The sequence below is a fragment of the Panacibacter ginsenosidivorans genome (genome assembly GCF_007971225.1).
Taxonomy (GTDB): Bacteria; Bacteroidota; Bacteroidia; order Chitinophagales; family Chitinophagaceae; genus Panacibacter; species Panacibacter ginsenosidivorans.
This window is the reverse complement of sequence record NZ_CP042435.1, coordinates 1,245,036-1,259,532: the sequence shown is the minus strand read 5'-3', so window position 1 is coordinate 1,259,532 and position 14,497 is coordinate 1,245,036. Positions and strand designations below refer to the sequence as shown.

The 14,497-nt window shown below is 37.8% G+C and carries 15 protein-coding genes and 1 pseudogene; 7 read left to right on the top strand and 9 right to left on the bottom strand.

Going from position 1 to position 14,497, the window contains the following annotated elements; translation table 11 throughout:
• Positions 1–359: 359 nt before the first annotated feature.
• Positions 360–1,964, bottom strand: coding sequence for a carboxylesterase/lipase family protein (locus FRZ67_RS05240; protein WP_147188535.1), 1,605 nt, complete (start codon positions 1,962–1,964; stop codon positions 360–362).
• Positions 1,965–2,463: 499 nt separating this feature from the next.
• On the opposite strand from FRZ67_RS05240, the gene FRZ67_RS05235 reads away from it, so the two are divergent.
• On the top strand, positions 2,464–3,297 hold the full coding sequence (locus FRZ67_RS05235; protein WP_147188534.1) for a class I SAM-dependent methyltransferase: 834 nt from the start codon (positions 2,464–2,466) through the stop codon (positions 3,295–3,297).
• 2 nt (positions 3,298–3,299) lie between these two features.
• Here FRZ67_RS05235 and FRZ67_RS05230 read toward each other — a convergent pair whose 3' ends face one another.
• Positions 3,300–5,021 carry a PQQ-dependent sugar dehydrogenase gene (locus tag FRZ67_RS05230; RefSeq protein ID WP_225975512.1) on the bottom strand — a complete coding sequence of 574 codons (1,722 nt, stop codon included), beginning with the start codon at positions 5,019–5,021 and terminating at the stop codon, positions 3,300–3,302.
• Positions 5,022–5,459: 438 nt separating this feature from the next.
• Between FRZ67_RS05230 and FRZ67_RS05225 the strand changes: the two genes are divergently transcribed.
• Both FRZ67_RS05225 and FRZ67_RS05220 read left to right on the top strand, forming a co-directional pair.
• Positions 5,460–6,275 carry a glycoside hydrolase family 16 protein gene (locus FRZ67_RS05225; protein ID WP_147188532.1) on the top strand — a complete coding sequence of 272 codons (816 nt, stop codon included), beginning with the start codon at positions 5,460–5,462 and terminating at the stop codon, positions 6,273–6,275.
• 4 nt (positions 6,276–6,279) lie between these two features.
• A complete protein-coding gene (locus FRZ67_RS05220; RefSeq protein WP_147188531.1) occupies positions 6,280–7,260 on the top strand; it encodes a glycosyl hydrolase family 18 protein in 981 nt (326 codons plus the stop codon).
• 141 nt (positions 7,261–7,401) lie between these two features.
• On the opposite strand, the gene FRZ67_RS05215 is transcribed toward FRZ67_RS05220, so the two are convergent.
• From FRZ67_RS05215 to FRZ67_RS05205, 3 genes are all read right to left on the bottom strand, one after another.
• Entirely contained in the window at positions 7,402–8,001 is a 600-nt protein-coding gene (locus tag FRZ67_RS05215) for a hypothetical protein (RefSeq protein ID WP_147188530.1), read from the bottom strand.
• Positions 8,002–8,167: 166 nt separating this feature from the next.
• Positions 8,168–8,416, bottom strand: coding sequence for a hypothetical protein (locus FRZ67_RS05210; RefSeq protein ID WP_147188529.1), 249 nt, complete (start codon positions 8,414–8,416; stop codon positions 8,168–8,170).
• Between the two features lie 363 nt (positions 8,417–8,779).
• Positions 8,780–9,691: a prohibitin family protein gene (locus tag FRZ67_RS05205; RefSeq protein ID WP_147188528.1), complete on the bottom strand. Its 912-nt coding sequence runs from the start codon at positions 9,689–9,691 to the stop codon at positions 8,780–8,782.
• 198 nt (positions 9,692–9,889) lie between these two features.
• Here FRZ67_RS05205 and FRZ67_RS23905 point away from each other — a divergent pair, with 198 nt between their 5' ends.
• Together FRZ67_RS23905 and FRZ67_RS23740 are read left to right on the top strand one after the other, a co-directional pair.
• Positions 9,890–10,285 (top strand): putative zinc-binding metallopeptidase, encoded by a 396-nt coding sequence (locus FRZ67_RS23905; RefSeq protein ID WP_147188527.1) that lies wholly within the window; start codon positions 9,890–9,892, stop codon positions 10,283–10,285.
• Positions 10,197–10,451: pseudogene (locus tag FRZ67_RS23740) on the top strand (putative zinc-binding metallopeptidase); the annotation flags it as partial. The gene FRZ67_RS23905 and the pseudogene FRZ67_RS23740, both read left to right, overlap by 89 nt.
• 51 nt (positions 10,452–10,502) lie before the next feature.
• On the opposite strand, the gene FRZ67_RS05190 reads toward FRZ67_RS23740, so the two are convergent.
• The 4 genes from FRZ67_RS05190 to aroQ all read right to left on the bottom strand — a co-directional run bounded on the left by FRZ67_RS05190 (position 10,503) and on the right by aroQ (position 13,121).
• Positions 10,503–10,709: a type II toxin-antitoxin system antitoxin gene (locus FRZ67_RS05190; RefSeq protein ID WP_147188525.1), complete on the bottom strand. Its 207-nt coding sequence runs from the start codon at positions 10,707–10,709 to the stop codon at positions 10,503–10,505.
• A gap of 12 nt (positions 10,710–10,721) precedes the next feature.
• Positions 10,722–11,594 carry an SPFH domain-containing protein gene (locus FRZ67_RS05185; RefSeq protein WP_147188524.1) on the bottom strand — a complete coding sequence of 291 codons (873 nt, stop codon included), beginning with the start codon at positions 11,592–11,594 and terminating at the stop codon, positions 10,722–10,724.
• A gap of 157 nt (positions 11,595–11,751) precedes the next feature.
• Positions 11,752–12,426: a toxin-antitoxin system YwqK family antitoxin gene (locus FRZ67_RS05180; protein ID WP_158638306.1), complete on the bottom strand. Its 675-nt coding sequence runs from the start codon at positions 12,424–12,426 to the stop codon at positions 11,752–11,754.
• 275 nt (positions 12,427–12,701) lie between these two features.
• Positions 12,702–13,121: a type II 3-dehydroquinate dehydratase gene (aroQ, locus tag FRZ67_RS05175; protein ID WP_147188522.1), complete on the bottom strand. Its 420-nt coding sequence runs from the start codon at positions 13,119–13,121 to the stop codon at positions 12,702–12,704.
• A 115-nt stretch (positions 13,122–13,236) separates the two neighbouring features.
• On the opposite strand from aroQ, the gene FRZ67_RS05170 reads away from it, so the two are divergent.
• Both FRZ67_RS05170 and FRZ67_RS05165 read left to right on the top strand, forming a co-directional pair.
• Positions 13,237–13,782 (top strand): methylated-DNA--[protein]-cysteine S-methyltransferase, encoded by a 546-nt coding sequence (locus FRZ67_RS05170; RefSeq protein WP_147188521.1) that lies wholly within the window; start codon positions 13,237–13,239, stop codon positions 13,780–13,782.
• Between the two features lie 67 nt (positions 13,783–13,849).
• Positions 13,850–14,377, top strand: a complete 528-nt coding sequence (locus FRZ67_RS05165; protein ID WP_147188520.1) for an O-acetyl-ADP-ribose deacetylase — start codon at positions 13,850–13,852, stop codon at positions 14,375–14,377.
• Positions 14,378–14,497 lie beyond the last annotated feature (120 nt).

Here is a 14,497-nt window from a genome sequence, read left to right as displayed (position 1 = left end):
TTGTATATTATTTTTGTTGGCAGGCTTAAGATATTCATGGCATCGCTTGTTGTGTCACTCACTTTTACGTTCGGAACACAGCGCAACAAGTTTACGAGTTCACTATTCTCAAAGATTTACATTGTTTAGTTGCAAAGAACCCGCAGACGTATGAACTTGTAAACTGGAGAAACATATTCTACAGTACAAGAGTGCGACGCAACGAAAGCTTAATAGCAGCAATGTAGTTTAGTACACACATAAAAATCCCACAGTACTTATATCGTAATAATTAAACGGTTATAAGCAAAAGAACGATAATAACTATTATCGTTCTTTTGCTTATTTACATTACGGAAATATAAATTGAGTAATAATATTTACTGAGCACTTACAAGATCAAAAAGTTCTTTATCCATTTGTGGTTTTACTACGCATGTATTATCAAAATGCATAGTGGCAGTATTGGTTGTATTGTATGCAGGCCAGTTTGGTAAACCTTTATGATTTGGATTTCCGCTGCGTGCAAAATTTATCCAGGCCTTGCTTACTTTCTCTGCTAATGCATATGCATCTTTATTGCCGCCGGTCATCTCTTCGCAACGGGCAATATTATTAAATACGAAAGCCAGTTCCATGCAATGCACTGCTTTGTATTTTCCATCCATTACCGGTGATTGCCATGTAAAAAGATACATGTAAACAGGCGCAGCATTTAATGCTGATTTTTCATTAGCCTGCGATACCGCACCCGGGCGAAACATGGCATCTACATCCATAAGATCTGTTGGTTTCGTATCATCCGGATACGCTTTTTTTACCGCAGCTATATATGCATCAGCTTTATCACCGCGCTGCTTTTTTATGTATGCCATTACCTGGTCTTGTGTTGCATTGCTCATACCCGAAAATAGCGAAGGCATAAATTCATTTTTTACTGTACCGATCAGCAGCGGAACATCTTTTGATAATTCAAATGCTTCTTTTGAAAAAAGCTGGTAAGGCAGGTCTTCTCCATCAACACTTGGTCCCCAGCTAAGTCCAAAACCTGGTATTGTTTTACCCTGTGCTTTCATTTGATCGGCAATCACCTTCAGCGCTTTTCTTCCCGCATCACTTAATTGTGCAAAAGGAATTGTTTGCAAACTGTCTGCCTGGCTTGGTTGCAGGTTAAGTGCCTTTAATACTTCTGCTGTAAGTGCCTGTGTAGTTGCTTTATCAAGCATCGTTGTTCTGAAAGAGCCGCTCTCATTAATAGCTTTCTGAAAAAGCCCTTTGGCAGAAGGCATGGCCATCAATGTGTTTACTTTTGCACCACCACCTGACTGTCCAAAAATGGTAACATTATTTGGATCACCACCAAAGTTTGCAATATTAGCTTTTACCCATTCGAGTGCTGCTTTAATATCAATGATACTTACATTGGCCGAGTGCTTATATTTTTCACCATAAGCAGACATATCCAGGAAGCCAAGAATATTCAAACGATGATTAATAGAAACTACCACAACATCACCGGTCTTCGATAAATTTTCTCCATCATAAGATGGTAATTCCTGCGAGGAGCCTGCACTATAGCCACCACCATGTATCCAGAACATAACAGGTCTTTTCTTTCCATCATTGATGCCGGGTGTCCAGACATTCACACGCATGCAATCTTCATTGGTATATCCCCAGTCGTGATGAAATGCAAATTCACTTTCGTCCTGAACGGATGTGGTAGGTGTTTCTAATGGAGCAACAGGCCCATAGCTCATTGAGCTGCGTACGCCTGTCCATGGTTTAGGTTTTTGCGGTGCTTCAAAACGTTTTGCTGTTGCGTAAGGGATGCCCTTATAAGTATAAATGCTGTTATGAATATAGCCGCGTACTTTACCGGCATCAGTATTTGTTATGGCAACATTTTCTCCTGTTTGTATTTGTGCATCTGCGGCAATGCAAATAAACAAAACAGCTAAAAGGCAAGTCGTTATTTTTTTCATATTACAGTTTGATTTGGTGATTATAGAAGTGCGTTTAAAGATAAATGGATACTTCTATTAAAAATAATGCATGAGATGAAAAAAGCATTTTCATATACATACAACTATTTTAAAGCGACAAGATGGTCTTCAATGCGTTAAAAATACAGAATAATTGGTGGCCGGCTTTTATATTGTTATGATGCTTTTGTTGCATCGCACATTTTTGTTCAGTAATGTACTGAACGATGCAGTGAGTGACACAACTAAAGTTTAATAGAAGTGCTAAAGCGAAGTACGTAAAATGTACTGCTGCAATAAAACTTTCCTGTTCTTAAAATTTACGCTATCTTAACTATACAATATGTAGCAATAGCTATTAAGTAACCCAACTGTATTGCTGCTATCAAAACCTGTTGCGTTGCACACTTGTACTAAAACAATTCTATTCAGCATAATAAATGCTCTTACAAACTATGCTGATAATGAAATTATTTTTTAAGCAAATCAAAACATCAAAATGAACACCGTTTCTTCAACAAACTTTGACGATTATCTTTTAGACCGTACTTCCGGAGAGTACAAGCGTTTGCACAGGCAGGCACTTGTTTGGGAGAAAATTACACAGCGTGTTTTAATAGAAGCAGGCTTGTCAGCGGGAATGCATTTTCTGGATGTGGGTTGCGGCACAGGCGATGTAATGCGGCTTGCAGGGCACATTGTTACAAAAGCAGGAAGTGTATCAGGCATTGATATAGATGAAAAAATAGGCAACGAGGCACTTCCTCTTTTGCAGGAACTTAATAATAGCAATTATTCATTTAAACGTTTTGATATTGTAAAAGACAATATCGACCTGCAATATGATTTTGTATATGCACGGTTTGTTTTAATTCACATGACCGACCCTGTAAATATTTTAAAGAAACTATATAATGTCGTAAAACCTGGTGGCACTTTACTTATACAGGATTATGATTTTGGATGCTTAAAAGCGTATGGTAAATATGAAAAAACAAGTGGCTATATGCGAAAGCTTATGTTTGATGTTTTTATTAAATCGGGCAAAGATCCTGAAATGGGTACCAACCTCTCAAAATACTTTATAGATGCAGGAATTGGAAACCCATCTGGCACTGACGCAAGCAGTGTTATAACAACCATTACTGCAGCGGCATCAATGATGAAAGCGGTAACATTTGGTTTTAAAAATGCATTTCTTCAACATGGTATTGCAACGGAAGAACAACTGAATGAATATGTAACTGATCTTGACAAAGTAATTGCAGAACAGGAAAATTGTTTTTTTATCTGGCCTATGTTAAATAGTGCATGGATAAAAAAGCCTTTATGATATTACATATGTGCACTTGCCAGTTTATAAACTTTGCCATCAGCTTTTGTTAGAATATATATTTCCCCATTTGCATCCCTGCCAAAATGCAGGTCAACACGATCGCTGCCGCAAAGTTCACGCAAAGATTTTTGCTCGCCGTTAAAAGTAATCTTCCATTCCTTTATCGTGGCTTGTTTGCCCAACTTAATATCCGCCATATCTATGTAGAACAATCTTCCGGTAGGTATATCACCAAAAAGAAATTTTCCTTTTAGCTGTGGTATTGCAGTGCCCCAATATTCATAGCCGCCACAAATAGCTTTACCTTCATCATGATCATATTCTGCAACAGGGTAAGTGACCTTATAAATGCTGTCATCGGGTGGAAGTGGATAAACATTATTCAGCTTGCCATAGGGGTTCAACATAAAACTTCCTTCTCTTATAGGCCATCCGTAATCATGGCCCGGCAATATCATATCTACGGATTCAATATTGCCATGACCAACATTGCATACCAACATTTTTCCATCCCTGCTCCATGTAATACGATGTGGATTTCTGAAACCAAAAGCATAAATTTCTTTCAATACTTTATTATCAGCAGTTGCAAATGGGTTACTCTGTGGAATACCATACTTACCATTAACGCTATTATTACCTTTAGGATCTATTCGAAGAACAGTGCCGTAAACATGTTCTTTGCTATGCGCCAGGAATGGATAACCGTTTTCTACACAACCACCTTCGCCAATACCGATGTATAATAAGCCATAATCTTCATCACCACGTTTTGCAAGTGGGTTAAAAATTATTTCCTGTATACCATGAATTCCACTTACCATATTTACTCTTAAGAGTTCCCTGCCTTTACCCGAGAATGTTGCGGCAGCAGGATCATCTGCTTTCCATACTGTTAGCACCCATTGCAACGTAACCTTAATAGAATCTTCGTAACCAAAATCTGCTTTAGCTGTTCCTGCAGGTTCAGTATGTGTTGTATATAATAATCCATTCTTTGCAAAGTCAGGATGAAAAGCAAAGCTACCAAAACCAGTTGCAAGACCAGGTTCACTAATAAACTTTGGTTCCAGCTTTTTTATATCCATATAAACAACCGGTTTGTTGTTTTGCAGTTTATATAATTTGCCATGCAGGTCAAGTATAAATGTATTGCCGCTGTTTGGTTCAATGTCTAATTTGGTTATTCTTGTTAAAGGCAGCTTGTTACTGTCACTTGATGGCGGAATTTGTGTAACCAACTGCAACCCTGCAACAAGTTCTGAAATTTTAATACTGTCGGGAATAGGATTTGCTAAAGCCTTTGCTTTAGTTGTATCTGCATTTATTGCGGGCTTTGCACGGGTATTTAAAAAGGCAATAATGCCATTCATTTCGTCATTGGTAAAAGAAGCAAATGATGGCATCATTATTTTGTACTTTTTAATCAGTTGCTGTGCACGTTCATCTCCCGATTGAATGATCTTTTTCGGGTCAATAATAAAACGTGAGATCCAGTCAGCAGAAATTTCTTTTGTAATGCCTCCTAATTGAGGCCCGATACCATCTTCCCTGAAATTATGACAACCGCTGCAATGCAGTATAAACGCAGCTTCACCGGTAGCTATAACAGCACTGTCTTGCGAAATAGTGCTGGTATTCACATTGTCTCTGTTATGACATGCAATGAAATAAAATTGCAATAAAAAAATACTGATAATAAGCAGTGATCCTTTTTTCATGTTGGTATAATAAATAATAATGAAACCAAATCTAAAGCTTTGATTGTATAATTTCCAAAATGATTAAGCGATCAATGACCGGAAATTCAGATCAGTATAAATATTGTAGGGAACAAGCATAAGTATCTTATAACATCGTCTTTTATCAAGCCTGGTTAATTAATCCAATAGCTTTATAAGTTAATGTTACAAAGCATATTTTTTTGAAAAAAAATACATTTTATGAGCCATGCAATATTACTGCCGTGCAGCTTTCGTTGCGTCGCACACTGCAACGGAGTATCCTTTGCTCAGCATTGTTCAAAGTGTACAAGGGAGTGACACAACCAAAGCTTTATAGCAGCAATACAGCTAAGTTCATTATTCATTGCCATTCTTTCATGCATTAAAAGCACAAATGCAGTAAATTGCCATCACATTAAATAAAAGCTTGCATTCATGAAAAATTTTTCCCGTCACACAAAACATATAATTCTTTTTACGTTCGCTCCTGTTTTGTTTTTTACTTCCTGCAACGGAGTGCCAAAAGATGAAACGTCAGCAACGCCTGCAGAAGATTCAAATGGCTACAAACTTATTTGGTCAGATGAGTTTAATAAAAGTTTTGTGGATACATCAAACTGGGTCTATGATATTGGCGGTGAAGGTTGGGGTAATCATGAACAGGAATATTACCAGGCAGACAATGCAACCGTTGAAAATGGTAACCTGGTGATCACCGGAAAAAAAGAGGATAAAAGTGGCAACCATTACACTTCATCAAGAATGAAAACAAAAGGTAAACACGAATTTCTATATGGGAAGATCGAAGCGAGAATAAAAATCCCGGTGGGGCAGGGGCTGTGGCCTGCATTCTGGATGCTGGGCTCAAATATAGACGCTATACCCTGGCCAGCCTGCGGGGAGACTGATATTATGGAGCACATAAATACAGACAGCTTATTATTTGGTACCCCACACTGGGATAACAACGGGCACGTAATGAAAGGCGATACAACTTTATATACACCTTCTGATTACCATATTTATGGTATAGATTGGGACTCAACAGCTATACGCTGGTATGTTGATGGCAAGCAATATCATGAGTTGGATATAACCAATAATATAAACAGCACTGAAGAATTTCACAGGCCATTTTTTATTTTATTGAACCTTGCTATTGGTGGTGATTGGCCCGGCCAGCAAATTGATGAAAGTAAAATACCTGCGAAGATGTACGTCGATTATGTGAGAGTATATCAGAAAGGATGATGCAATGAAAATAAAATGCTGCTTATTTATTTCGTTTTTTGTTTTATTGTTGTGTTCAGCAAGAAGTCAAACATCAATTGATTCATCTGTATTCAGAGTAGTTGGATATTATTCTTTACACTCAGCTATGACGGAAAGTGTAAAAGATGTTCCGTTTAATAAACTCACACATATCAATCTTTATTTTCTTAATCCCGATTCATTGGGAAATTTTCCAAAGAATTTATCGGCATTGGCTCCTTTTATAAAATCAGCACATGCAAAAAATGTAAAAGTACTTGCTTCGATCGGCGGCGGTGGTAATCATCCTTATTATGCAAAACTTTTGCGAGATAGCAGCAGGTCTGCACTGGTAAATAATTTATTATCGATAGTACTTAAATACGATCTTGATGGGATAGATGTGGATATTGAAGATCATGACATAGATGAGAATTACGACAACTTTGTTATTGAACTGGCCGCATTGTTACACCAGCAGAATAAACTTGTAACAGCCGCCATAGCTATATATTTCAGGGGACAATACACTGATAAAGCGCTTGCGCAATATGATTTTGTAAACCTGATGAGTTATGATCATACAGGTTCATGGGCACCTGAAAAGCCAGGGCCTCATTCTACGTATATACAGGCTGTTGAGGACCTTGCCTATTTCAGAATTATGAGAAACATACCTAAAGAAAAGATTACATTGGGCGTACCATTTTATGGTTATGGTTTTGGGCCTACACTTACAACGCCCGGCATCAGTATGAATTACGGGCATATTGTTGCTGAATTTCCCGGTGCCGAATTAAAAGATGAGTTGGATATGGGTGGCGGCAAGACTTTGTATTATAACGGCATACCTACTATAAAAATGAAAACTACTTTGGCAAAAGCAGAAGCCTCCGGTATAATGATCTGGCAGTTATCAGGCGATGCAACCGGCGCAAAATCTCTGCTCGAAACTATTCATGAAGCCGTTACAGATAATAAGTAAAAGAGAATATTTTATGTACCGGGCTTTTGAATAAGCATGAAGCATCGTTGCGTTGCACTCTTGTACTAAATAATTATAATTCAAAAATAACCAGCAATATTATGTGCTGGTTACTTTTTTGATAGTAAGAATAATCTTATTTTATTGCTTCTTTAGTTTCGCAATTACTTTGGCATATGTAGTAGTAGTAATAGGCACTCCATAAACTTCCTGTGTCGCAGTTTGATTTACATATTGTGTCATAGATAAGATATCACCCTGCAGATCGAGCTTAGCACCGGATGGAGTTACATCAGTCGCTACACCACTCATAAATAAGCTTCCTCCATTAAAATGAATAGAATCTGCGCTAACACTTGTATAAGTAGCGGTGCCGCTGGAAGCGGGTGCGGTAAAATTAAATGGTAAGTCAGAATTGTCTATAAGTACCCCGTTAGAATAAATGCTTGCATGAGCAACTGTGCTTACTGAATAAGAAATGTTACTCGATGTCATACTCGAACCATCAATAACTATTGTACCTGTATTGTTACTGGTAGTATAGTCACTTGTTGTTACAGTTTTTGTAGATACACCACTTTCTGTGTATTCCTGGGTACTGCTGCTAGTGACATCCATTGATTGAAAATTCCATGTTCCCTGGATGTCAGCCGAAACACCGGGCTGACTGCTTTCTTTTTTACACGACACGGAGAACACACATGCACTAAATGCACTTAAGATCAAAAAACTTTTTTTCATTGTTTGAATTTTTAGGTTTAGAATAATGCAGCCGGGCAGTAATACGTGAAGCAACTGATAGTTTTGGATTCTTACTTTAAGGGCTCAGTACAACCTGCACATTGCAATTTCATTTCGTTTGCAAATAACGGAAAATCAGGCATCAATTATACAATGCTGGATTTTTTTATTGGTAATTCATGAAATCTAATATAGGCTTTTCATTATTGGGCAACGATATAGCGTACAAGTGAGATCGCTCACCAACTTTTTCTTTATTATATCTAAAGCCGCTTATTTGATCAATGAAACAACTGCACAAAATAAATTCAGCAATAGTAAAATCTAATTTATTATTGTTGATTTCTTCAATGTCTCGTAAGCTATAATTTGAAAAGCTATGAATAATTTGATCAATTATCTGGTCTTCAGTCATTATCTTTTTTTGTTAATGTGCTTACTTTAAATAAATCACTTTTCGGAATCAATAATTTTATTCTGACCAAAGATTTTCTCTAACGGCTTTTTACGTAATGCTGTAAACAGCAACACTCAATACTTATTCAAACACGAGATTTTAGAAACAAAATCACCCCTTCGGGGTTTTAATGTAGGCTACTATTTGTGTTTGTTGTGGTGATATCAGCCCTTCGGGCTTTACTTAAGTTAATGTGAATTATTTTTTTGAAAATTTAGTTTATCAATCTCAGGCAATATGATTATTGCACAAAAGCGATTTGGACCTACAAGAGTGCGACGCAACAATGCTTAATACTTATTCAAAAGCTTAGTACAAAAATTATTTATTGTCCTTGGTATCCAATATAACCGGTGCGTTGCTTTTACCCATGATAATAACTTTTGCATTCGGTGATTTTGCAATTTCCAGTTGTGCTTTAATGCTTTCGTACTGTAGCTGTTTATCCGTAAGACTTTCACTGATGATGCGCTGGTAATCGGCAATGCCCTGTGCTTCTACACGTTTACGATCCGCTTCCTGTCTTTCTTTTTGCAAAACGAACTGCATCTTTTGTGCATCCTGCTCTGCATTGATCTTTTGTTCAATGGTTGCTTTTACGCTTTCAGGCAATGTAATATTCCTGACAAGTAATTGCTCAAGCAATAAACCACGTTCATTAAAATCGTGCTCAATGGTTTTATAAATGCGTTGCTGAAATTCATCACGTTTGGTTGAATATAAGGCAACTGCATCATAATACACAGCGTTGTCCCTGATCCTTGTACGTGTTAACGGTCGAACAATTTTATCTTCATAATCTGCACCTGTTTCTCTGAGTAACTTTGGAGCATCTTTGGGTACTACACGATACAGTACAGAAAGATCCATGGTTACTTCAAGACCATCAGCGGTTAAAACACGTATTGCATCGTCACCGGATTTGGTACCTTCATCATGCGTGCCACTCATGGTATAATTTTTTGTTTTTATATCAAGCCGTTCTACTTCGAGCAGAGGATTGATAAAATGTAAGCCACTTGCCAATACATCTTCCTGTACTTTACCGAACAATTTTTTTACACCAACCTGGCCCGCGTCAATTTGTACGATACAGGCGGTTGAAATACCAAGTAAAATAATAATGAAGCCAACAATGCGGGCAGGATTGCCAAAGCGGCGCAGGTTATCATTTCCGCGACTGATGCTGAGACCCACAACAAAAATGATAATACCAAGAATAATGAGTAACATTTTGTATAGTTTTAGTATGGTGCATTTATAATATCAAAAGTCAAGGTACATTATTAGTCGGTTTGAAACATTAATTATTACAGTTATTGGATCATGAGCTATCAGGTTCAATTTTAAAAAAATAATTCTGGCAAATCATTTGCCTTACCGAGGTCAATATGAAACTCTTTAAATGTACAAATTGCGGACAACCCGTTAATGGCCCGCAAACAAATGGATGAAGTATATAGAACAGTACTTGGTCACTTCAGGCATGAGATAGGGCATTATTACCGGGACAGGTTAATTGAAAATTCAGATAAGCTTTTTTTTGCTTTCAGAAATTTATTTGAAAACGAGCAAATTGATTATGATGAAGCTTTGAAAAAACATTACAAAGAAGGCGCTCGGGCAAACTGGAATCAAAATTATATAAGCACTTATGCAACTGCGCATCCATGGGAGGACTGGGTAGAAACATGGGCACATTATTTACATATAATGATACACTTGAACGGCTTACTCATTTGGTATGAGCGTACATCCGCAGGCTGCAGATACAAAAACACTGCATGCAGAAATAAAGAAAGATCCTTATGCTATCGAAGGCTTTGAAGCCATTATGGAATTGTGGCTGCCATTACCTTTTGCTATGAACAGCTTGAAAAGGAGTATGGGTCTTAAGGATATTTATCCATTTGTTATCACTGCCGCAGTAAAAGAAAAAATGAAGTTTATACATAAGATTGTAATAAGCCATTCGCAGCAGAAGAATAAATAGTATTAGTCAACATAACCTGGGAAACTTAAAGAAACAGAAATATAAAAAGCCTCACTTAGGAGGCTTTTTATTTGCAGATAATTTTTTTTCGTCAGCATCACCGTTACTGTTTTTCAATCGCCCTGCTTCTTTAAGTTTTTGGTCAAGCAGCCATTCTATCTGTCCATTTACAGAACGAAATTCATCACCGGCCCATTTTTCAATTGCCTTGTAGGTAGTTTCGTCTATTCTTAAAACAAAAGATTTTTTGTCAGCCATCAGCTTTTTTCTTTATTGATACAAGGTGCCGGTATTCAATACAGGTGTTGCAGCTTTTTCACCACAAAGCACTACCATAAGATTACTTACCATGGCGGCTTTCTTTTCTTCATCCAAATGCACAATTTGTTTTTTACTTAATTGCTCCAGTGCAAGTTCTACCATTCCTACAGCACCTTCCACAATTTTAAAACGTGCTGCAACAATAGCGGTTGCCTGCTGACGTTGCAGCATGGCGCCTGCAATTTCTGGTGCATAAGCAAGATGGCTGATCCTTGCTTCTAATACAGTAATACCAGCAGCCGATAACCTTGCATTCAATTCGTGTTCCAGCATTTCATTCACTTTATCGCCACCATTGCGTAATGTAATTTCTGCACCTGCTTCTTCCATTTCATCGTAAGGACAAGAAGTTGCCAAATGCCGAACGGCAGATTCGCTTTGTGTTTTTACATACTGGTCATAATTGGTTACTTCAAATGCTGCACGGTAAGTATTAGCAACCTGCCAAACAATAACTGCTGCGATTTCAATTGGGTTACCCATTTTATCATTCACCTTTAGTTTGGTGCTCTCAAAATTGTTGGCGCGCAACGAAAGTTTTTGCTTACTGTAAAACGGGTTTACAAACAGCAAACCATTTTCTTTAATGGTGCCAACATACTTACCAAAGAAAGTGCAGACACTCGACTGGTTTGGATTAATGATAATAAGTCCTTTAAAAAGAAATACGGCTGCGATTATGCAAATAAAACCTACGAAAAAAAGAGGAGAGGGTCCATAATCGGTCATACCATTTGCAAAACAATAAACCGAAAAACCCATTAACAACAAGCCGATAAGCAAGGTGAGAAACCCTGAAACGGGTTTTATGATCTTTTCCATATAATGTTGTTTTGATATTATTTTGATATCAAATTTATATAAAATATTTTTTCTGACAATTAAAATTTTGATGAATGGTTAGAATGATTTGCCCTGTGTTTGGACCAAGAAATAAAAAACCCGCTTGTAGCGGGTTCTGATATTTTTATCATTTCTGTTATGGCACTCCTGTTGCACCATCCCTTACTTTTATCTTTTTCTTTTTAGAATTCTTCTTTTCATAATCCAGTACTTCCTTTGGTTTGGGAAGAACCTTCGTAGTATCATTTGATGCGGTTGAACTGCTGTCTATCGCAAAGGGATTACTTTTTTTGCTGGTCACCAGTTTATCCAGCACATAATCTTCTGTCTTGGTTATCATGCCTGTTTGTGGATTGTAATAATTCCAGGTGCCATGCTTATAAGTAGTGCCTTCCAGTTTTACAAGGCGGCGATAAACAACATCAGAATGAAGATCCGGCACATCAATAGTATCATAAGGATTTTTAGGATCTACGGCTTTCCAGCTTTCTTCCCGCAACATACCATACACAGTATAATAAGTGGATTTGCCATCTTTGAATCCAAACCTGTAACTTTCAATAGCCTGCAGGTCACCCATGGTGCTGTACTTTCTCCAGATACCATCTCTTTTGTCATCTTTAAAATAGCCTTCTTCTTCATAGCCCGGCTCACCACGTAAAGCATCAACTTTTATAACCCAGCGGCCCTGCTTAAGACCAGCATTGTCTACAATGTTAAGCGTATCGCCTTTTACGCCAATAACAAAACTTTTGTATTGGCCAAAAGATGATAAACTAAAAATCAAACAAACAAAAACGATCCCACGCATTACAAATATTTTTATTTTTTTGAACCAGGCTGTATTACTACTATTGATCTTTACTTGCGTCGCACTCTTGTACATTTTATTCATTACTCAGCCTTGACAAAAGTACAAAAGAACACAACCGGCATCTTGTTAATAAACGCATTTTAAAAACCGGGATTGTATAAAAAGGTGGTAAAGAAGTTAAAAATATGATTGCTTTTTGCTTGTAAGATAACAAAGCGTACAAGAGTGCGACGCAACAATGCTTAATTAATATTCAAAAGCCGGACTCAAAATTATTTTTCTATCAATGCACGCACTGCCAGTTCGTAACCCATTAATCCCAGACCGGCAATAGTGCCTTTGGCTTTTGCTGAAACATGCGATATTTTTCTAAAGTCTTCTCTTGCATGTACATTACTGACGTGCACTTCAACAACCGGCGTAGTAATAGCGGCAATCGCATCGCCTAGTGCTATGGAAGTATGTGTATAGCCACCGGGATTAATGACAATACCATCGTAAGAAAAGCCAACGCGCTGTATTTCATTAATAAGTTCACCTTCCACATTGCTCTGGAAATAGTGAAAAGATACAGCAGGAAACATAGCCTGCAGCCCAACAAAATATTCTTCAAAAGAAGTACTGCCGTATATGCCCGGCTCTCTTTTGCCTAATAAATTGAGGTTGGGCCCGTTGATGATAGCTATCTGCATCTCCAAATTTTTATTAAAGGTGCAAGTTTAAATAACGCAGTCAAAAATAAAATTGAGCTTTGAATTTATCTGTAGTTATTTACTGTAAAAAAATAATTAACTTTCACTCCTGCATATGCCAGATAAAACCTCCATAAGTCAGCCGCAACAGGGTAACCAAAACCTGCCGTCCCTGTATTATACTTATTATCAAAGCCCGCTGGGCCTGCTTAAGATTGGAGGTACAGATCATTATATTGCCGAGCTAAGCTTTGTTGATAATAAAGAAAGTATCTCTTATGGTGAGCCTGGCGTAAGCGATATTATACATCAATGTACGGAGCAGCTAATAGAATTTTTTAATGGCAAACGCAGGGTATTCGACCTGCCCGTGCACCAGGAAGGCACAGAGTTTCAGCAACGTGTGTGGGGCGAGTTGTTACATATCCCTTTTGGTAAGACTATCAGTTACCTTGACCAGGCCAAAAAACTTGGCGATGTGAAGGCCATTCGTGCAGTTGCTTCTACTAATGGTAAAAATAAAATTGCCATAGTAGTTCCCTGTCATCGTGTTATTGGAAGTGATAAAAGCCTTACCGGTTATGGTGGAGGATTGTGGAGAAAGAAATGGCTGCTGCAGCATGAATTCAGGATAATACATGGTATACAAACTTTGTTTTAAAGAAACCTTCTGATCCCCGGGGAATTATATTTCACTAACCTTATTTTATTACTCCACGGAGTTAACCATGACAAAAATCACCATCATACATGGAGATATTACCAAACAACCAGTTGATGCAATTGTAAATGCTGCTAATAGCTCTTTAATGGGCGGAGGAGGAGTTGACGGTGCAATACACAGGGCCGGAGGGCCCGGCATTCTTGCGGAGTGCGTAGAAATAAGAGACAGGCAGGGTGGCTGTAAAACAGGCGAAGCAGTAATAACAACAGCAGGAAGATTACCTGCAAAAAAAGTAATTCATACAGTGGGGCCCGTATGGAACGGCGGGCAGCATAATGAGCCTTTTTTGTTGGCCAATTGTTATACAAACAGTTTGCGGCTTGCGAAAGAAAATGGTTTACATTCTATTGCTTTTCCTAATATTAGTACGGGTATATATGGTTATCCAAAAGCGCAGGCTGCTAATGTTGCTGTGGCTGCAGTGCGCAGTTTTATAGATAACAATTATGGTGCACTGAAAGAAATTATTTTTGTATGCTTTGATGAAGAGAACTACAATTTATATATGCAGATATTGGAGTCGGCGAGTTAGATTAAACTTTTAATAATAATAGAAAGCCCCGCAGTTTAGTGCAGGGCTTTTTTATTTGTTGCTCGATGACATGAATGTACAAGTGTGCGACGCAACAGGAGTTTAATAGTAGCATTACAG

Excerpts from the sequence above, each read along its gene's own strand:
- FRZ67_RS05240 (WP_147188535.1), bottom strand. The coding sequence starts at position 1,964 with ATGAAAAAAATAACGACTTGCCTTTTAGCTGTTTTGTTTATTTGCATT.
- FRZ67_RS05235 (WP_147188534.1), top strand. The coding sequence starts at position 2,464 with ATGAACACCGTTTCTTCAACAAACTTTGACGATTATCTTTTAGACCGT.
- FRZ67_RS05230 (WP_225975512.1), bottom strand. The coding sequence starts at position 5,021 with ATGAAAAAAGGATCACTGCTTATTATCAGTATTTTTTTATTGCAATTT.
- FRZ67_RS05225 (WP_147188532.1), top strand. The coding sequence starts at position 5,460 with ATGAAAAATTTTTCCCGTCACACAAAACATATAATTCTTTTTACGTTC.
- FRZ67_RS05220 (WP_147188531.1), top strand. The coding sequence starts at position 6,280 with ATGAAAATAAAATGCTGCTTATTTATTTCGTTTTTTGTTTTATTGTTG.
- FRZ67_RS05215 (WP_147188530.1), bottom strand. The coding sequence starts at position 8,001 with ATGAAAAAAAGTTTTTTGATCTTAAGTGCATTTAGTGCATGTGTGTTC.
- FRZ67_RS05210 (WP_147188529.1), bottom strand. The coding sequence starts at position 8,416 with ATGACTGAAGACCAGATAATTGATCAAATTATTCATAGCTTTTCAAAT.
- FRZ67_RS05205 (WP_147188528.1), bottom strand. The coding sequence starts at position 9,691 with ATGTTACTCATTATTCTTGGTATTATCATTTTTGTTGTGGGTCTCAGC.
- FRZ67_RS23905 (WP_147188527.1), top strand. The coding sequence starts at position 9,890 with ATGGCCCGCAAACAAATGGATGAAGTATATAGAACAGTACTTGGTCAC.
- FRZ67_RS05190 (WP_147188525.1), bottom strand. The coding sequence starts at position 10,709 with ATGGCTGACAAAAAATCTTTTGTTTTAAGAATAGACGAAACTACCTAC.
- FRZ67_RS05185 (WP_147188524.1), bottom strand. The coding sequence starts at position 11,594 with ATGGAAAAGATCATAAAACCCGTTTCAGGGTTTCTCACCTTGCTTATC.
- FRZ67_RS05180 (WP_158638306.1), bottom strand. The coding sequence starts at position 12,426 with ATGCGTGGGATCGTTTTTGTTTGTTTGATTTTTAGTTTATCATCTTTT.
- aroQ (WP_147188522.1), bottom strand. The coding sequence starts at position 13,121 with ATGCAGATAGCTATCATCAACGGGCCCAACCTCAATTTATTAGGCAAA.
- FRZ67_RS05170 (WP_147188521.1), top strand. The coding sequence starts at position 13,237 with ATGCCAGATAAAACCTCCATAAGTCAGCCGCAACAGGGTAACCAAAAC.
- FRZ67_RS05165 (WP_147188520.1), top strand. The coding sequence starts at position 13,850 with ATGACAAAAATCACCATCATACATGGAGATATTACCAAACAACCAGTT.